Genomic DNA, 3,708 nt, shown 5'->3' on the forward strand with positions numbered 1-3,708 from the left:
TTCTCTAAATCTTGCACATAGCCAATCACAGGTCGTCGATAGGGATGCCGCTGAAAGGCTGCCTCCATCATCGCTATAAACAATTGCCCTGTAGGAGAATTGTCTACCTGCATTCGCCGCTCTTCCAAAATCACGGCTTTTTCTTCGTAAAACTCTCGGAACACAGGCTCTAAAAATCGTTCTGACTCTAGGGACATCCACAGTTCCAGCTTGTTGGCCGGAAAGCTATAGAAATAGCGGGTTGCATCTGTAGATGTGTTGGCATTTAAGCCAACTCCCCCATAGCGCTCTACGATTTGTCCAAACTCGTTTTGCTTGATCAGCCGATTAGCGTCAGCTTTGACTCGAGCAAATTCCGTCGCCAAAGCTGCACGTTTGGTTTCATCACCCATTGCCTTTGCCGCCCGCATTTGAGCATCTAGCTGATCCAACAGGGCGAGTAATTGTTGTTCTTTAGAGTAGTTGGTTGTGCCGATGCGGCGAGTTCCCTTGAAGGCCATGTGTTCCAAAAAGTGGGCGACCCCCGTCTTGCCGTCAGGTTCGTCAGCACCACCCACATCGGCATAGGTCAAAAACGAAATCACAGGAGCTTGGTGTCGCTCTAGAACAATAAACGTCATGCCATTCCCTAGGCGAAATTCGGTTACCTGCTGAGTAACTCGATCGAAGTAGGGTTGTAATGACTGAACCGCCACTGATCCCTGATCTGCGGGCAACTCACGGGCGATCGCCATCCCTGGCATAATCACCCCACCCCAAATCAATCCCAGCAAGCAGACTAGCGCCAGCTTCAGCCTATGTTGAATCACCATCGCTAGATCCTCATCGTTGTTGCTAATTCTTCCACACCACTAGCACCACGCCTCCAAAAATCAGCACTAGCCCAATGATGCGTGTCAACGGCACCGTTTCTTGAAACACAAAGTAGCCCAACAGCACTGAAAAGACGTAGCTGAGCGCTACCGATGGCCCCACAATGCTTAACTTCACGCGGGTTAATAGCAAAATGTAGGCTACTGCTCCCAGGCCGTAGCACGTTAGTCCGATTAATAATTCTGGAGTAGTGGTAATGCTAATCACTTTTGCGATGATGTTACCCGTGCCTACTCGACCTAGGCGCAGTGCCCCCGTCTTGAGGAAAAATTGCCCGCCTACACCAGCTAAGACGGACATCAATAGCAACGCAAGTTCTTGCAAGCTCACAATTTATTCCTCTCATGACATAACAGGGTTACATAGTCTGGGGACAGATTGCGACAGGTTCAGTTGCCTGTACCACCACTAATACCTTTGCCTTTTCTAATCATCGGTAATAGTATTGACAATGCCCAACCAACTACTATACACGCTTGGCCCAAATAAATAGTTTATTAGGTTTTGACGGATCTCTTGGGTGAGGGGATGTAAGATTGGGGTGACCAGAACGCTAACTGTGATCATGACCAGTAACCAGCAACCATCCTTGAACGATGAGCAGATTTCTGCATGGCTACGCGGGCTAATGACGATTGCTTGGGCAGATGGAGATTTTGACGACAGTGAACGATCGCTAATCGCTGACCTGACTCATGATCAGTCGGTGATGAATGCTACCCAAAGTGCCCTCGACCCGATTACACCCCAAGAGCTGGATCAAATTTTAGGCCATGACCCCAACTTAGCAGAGAACTTCCTGCGCACAGCCGTCATGGTCGCGATCGCCGATGGCGTTTATTCTCCCCCTGAGGATGCTGTGCTCACAGAGTTTTGTCAAACCTTAGGACTCAAAGTAGAAATTCTAGCTGCACTGCGGTCTACCCTAGAGCCACTAACTACCGAATCTCCAGCCAGCTCAACCACACAAGTTGCTGCTGATGAGGATTCCCACAGCTTTGACTTGCTGAATCCCTTACGAGACTGGTTAGATCGCATGGAAATTCACGATCCACGGGTTGCCAGATTTCTCTGCAAGATGATTCCTCCCCAATGCCCCTTTGAGCGTGACATCACTCTCTTTGGGCAGAAGGTGGTTCACATTCCCCCCCTTTGCAAGCTTAATCCTTTGTATAAACAACTGGTGGAGCTACGGTTCCGCGCTTTGTCCTACCTAGCAGACGACTGACAAGAAGACGTAACCCCCTACTGTTAGGGTACGCTGAGGCCAACACAGACAGACACTGTTGGAACAATTGCGAGAAAATTATACACTGACTAGACATTAGTTCACAAATACTATATTCTGTAGAAGTGAGTTGTCAAACTCCATCCCGAAAATGGCCCTGCTCTGGATCCCTCTTCAGGGTAGGGTTTTATTTGTACTCTAGTGATGTAGCAATATTAACTATCGTAGAGATTCCTGTATAACCGCCACTAGCAATACACACATCACCAATACAGCCATGCGCCCAATCCACACCCACACATTACCCATTAGTAGCGCTACGATGTGTAACCCACCATAGGCGATCGCAACTAAGCAGGCGATCGCTAACCCAAACAACACCAGCAAAAATAAAGTCAGCAACTTGATTGCAAATCGAAACAGACCACCATGCTTATGATTCATTAGCTTGCACCTTAGTCTAACTTGCTAACCATTGCCACCAACCATTCCTAGTGGGTCGGTGATTGTCTTGGGTGTGATCGTTGTCTGATGCTTGTACGCTAATGTCGATCGGCATCACAATCAGCGTAGTGCTGCCCTCGCGTCCTAGCACGAGCACCACTTCACCTGCTCGTATCACGTCGTAGTAGCTAGGATCGTTTAGGCGAGCAAACCAAGATGTACCTTGAAATTGCACCCGTCCTAGTTGATATGGTGTAACCTCCATCTCTACCCGACCTGTGAGCCGTTGCGCAAACCATTCAATTTCCCGTTCAAACATTGGCTCGTCCTCTTGTGTTAGATTCTTAGCTGAGAAACATCTACGCACCCCTCACAAATCTCTTCGGGCTGAAATCGTGGCATTTATGCAATGCCAGTTGTTGGAGGGGCAGGCACAGGGTCTGGTGACGGCTCTGGTTCTCTTAAAGCCGCTAGGGTAATTAGGCTGATTACGAACACAACGATAAATAGAATAATCAGTTCAGAATCAGACCGGCGAAAGGAATGGGTACGACCACACTTGATGCAAACCCAGCGTTGGGGGTCATTGGGATCTTGCTTGAACGGGCAGTCGATACAGTCACGATGGGAGTTGGGACAAGTCATAATCGAAGCTCCTACAGTGGGTAATGGATTGAACAATCGTGCTCGTTTCCGTCCTCAACACCTGCCTAGCCAACGAATCATCAAGTTGATCAGCCGGAATCACTATTGTCTAGCTGAATCTTATCTATTAGAGAATAAACTCACAAATTTGTGAGATTTTCCACTGCGATTCCAACAGATTACTACCGTGAGCTATAGAAGTTAGGCTAGTACTCCATATGCTCAAGATAAGTATAGTCTTGCCGCTTCAATATGTCTACTAATAACGATAAATTTGTGAGATAAGGGGCTATCGATTACCTTTGGTAAAATTCTCATGCCTTTGGTAGAATCTTAAATCCGGTGCTACACTGACGGAGGTTAAATGCAAAGAAGCCATGGGATTTATTCTCTGAGTAGAGTTTGTAGGTGACTACTGGTTCTTTGTCAGAGCTTGTGAGTGCTTTGTTAAGCAAGCTAACTAGTAATGTAGCGAATCTCACAAATAACGCTGAAGGGTGTGTTATCTAGGTAACTGT

At 47.5% G+C, this 3,708-nt stretch carries 6 protein-coding genes; 1 reads left to right on the top strand and 5 read right to left on the bottom strand.

Going from position 1 to position 3,708, the window contains the following annotated elements; genetic code table 11:
* A partial coding sequence (locus NZ772_15525) for an insulinase family protein (protein ID MCS6814966.1) occupies positions 1 to 812 on the bottom strand: 812 nt, incomplete at its 3' end.
* Positions 813 to 834: 22 nt separating this feature from the next.
* The gene (locus tag NZ772_15530) at positions 835 to 1,203 is read right to left on the bottom strand and encodes an EamA family transporter (protein MCS6814967.1); all 369 of its coding nucleotides are present in this window, start codon (positions 1,201 to 1,203) and stop codon (positions 835 to 837) included.
* A 235-nt stretch (positions 1,204 to 1,438) separates the two neighbouring features.
* On the opposite strand from NZ772_15530, the gene NZ772_15535 reads away from it, so the two are divergent.
* Positions 1,439 to 2,101 carry a TerB family tellurite resistance protein gene (locus NZ772_15535; protein ID MCS6814968.1) on the top strand — a complete coding sequence of 221 codons (663 nt, stop codon included), beginning with the start codon at positions 1,439 to 1,441 and terminating at the stop codon, positions 2,099 to 2,101.
* 219 nt (positions 2,102 to 2,320) lie between these two features.
* On the opposite strand, the gene NZ772_15540 is transcribed toward NZ772_15535, so the two are convergent.
* From NZ772_15540 to NZ772_15550, 3 genes are all read right to left on the bottom strand, one after another.
* Positions 2,321 to 2,545, bottom strand: a complete 225-nt coding sequence (locus tag NZ772_15540; GenBank protein ID MCS6814969.1) for a hypothetical protein — start codon at positions 2,543 to 2,545, stop codon at positions 2,321 to 2,323.
* A gap of 16 nt (positions 2,546 to 2,561) precedes the next feature.
* On the bottom strand, positions 2,562 to 2,864 hold the full coding sequence (locus NZ772_15545) for an NfeD family protein (GenBank protein MCS6814970.1): 303 nt from the start codon (positions 2,862 to 2,864) through the stop codon (positions 2,562 to 2,564).
* 83 nt (positions 2,865 to 2,947) lie between these two features.
* Positions 2,948 to 3,190: a hypothetical protein gene (locus NZ772_15550; protein MCS6814971.1), complete on the bottom strand. Its 243-nt coding sequence runs from the start codon at positions 3,188 to 3,190 to the stop codon at positions 2,948 to 2,950.
* Positions 3,191 to 3,708: the final 518 nt, after the last annotated feature.

It is taken from the genome of Cyanobacteriota bacterium, assembly GCA_025054735.1.
In the GTDB taxonomy this organism is placed as follows: domain Bacteria; phylum Cyanobacteriota; class Cyanobacteriia; order SKYG9; family SKYG9; genus SKYG9.

Coding starts and splice junctions, on each gene's coding strand:
- NZ772_15535 (MCS6814968.1), top strand. CDS start 1,439: ATGACCAGTAACCAGCAACCATCCTTGAACGATGAGCAGATTTCTGCA.
- NZ772_15540 (MCS6814969.1), bottom strand. CDS start 2,545: ATGAATCATAAGCATGGTGGTCTGTTTCGATTTGCAATCAAGTTGCTG.
- NZ772_15545 (MCS6814970.1), bottom strand. CDS start 2,864: ATGTTTGAACGGGAAATTGAATGGTTTGCGCAACGGCTCACAGGTCGG.
- NZ772_15550 (MCS6814971.1), bottom strand. CDS start 3,190: ATGACTTGTCCCAACTCCCATCGTGACTGTATCGACTGCCCGTTCAAG.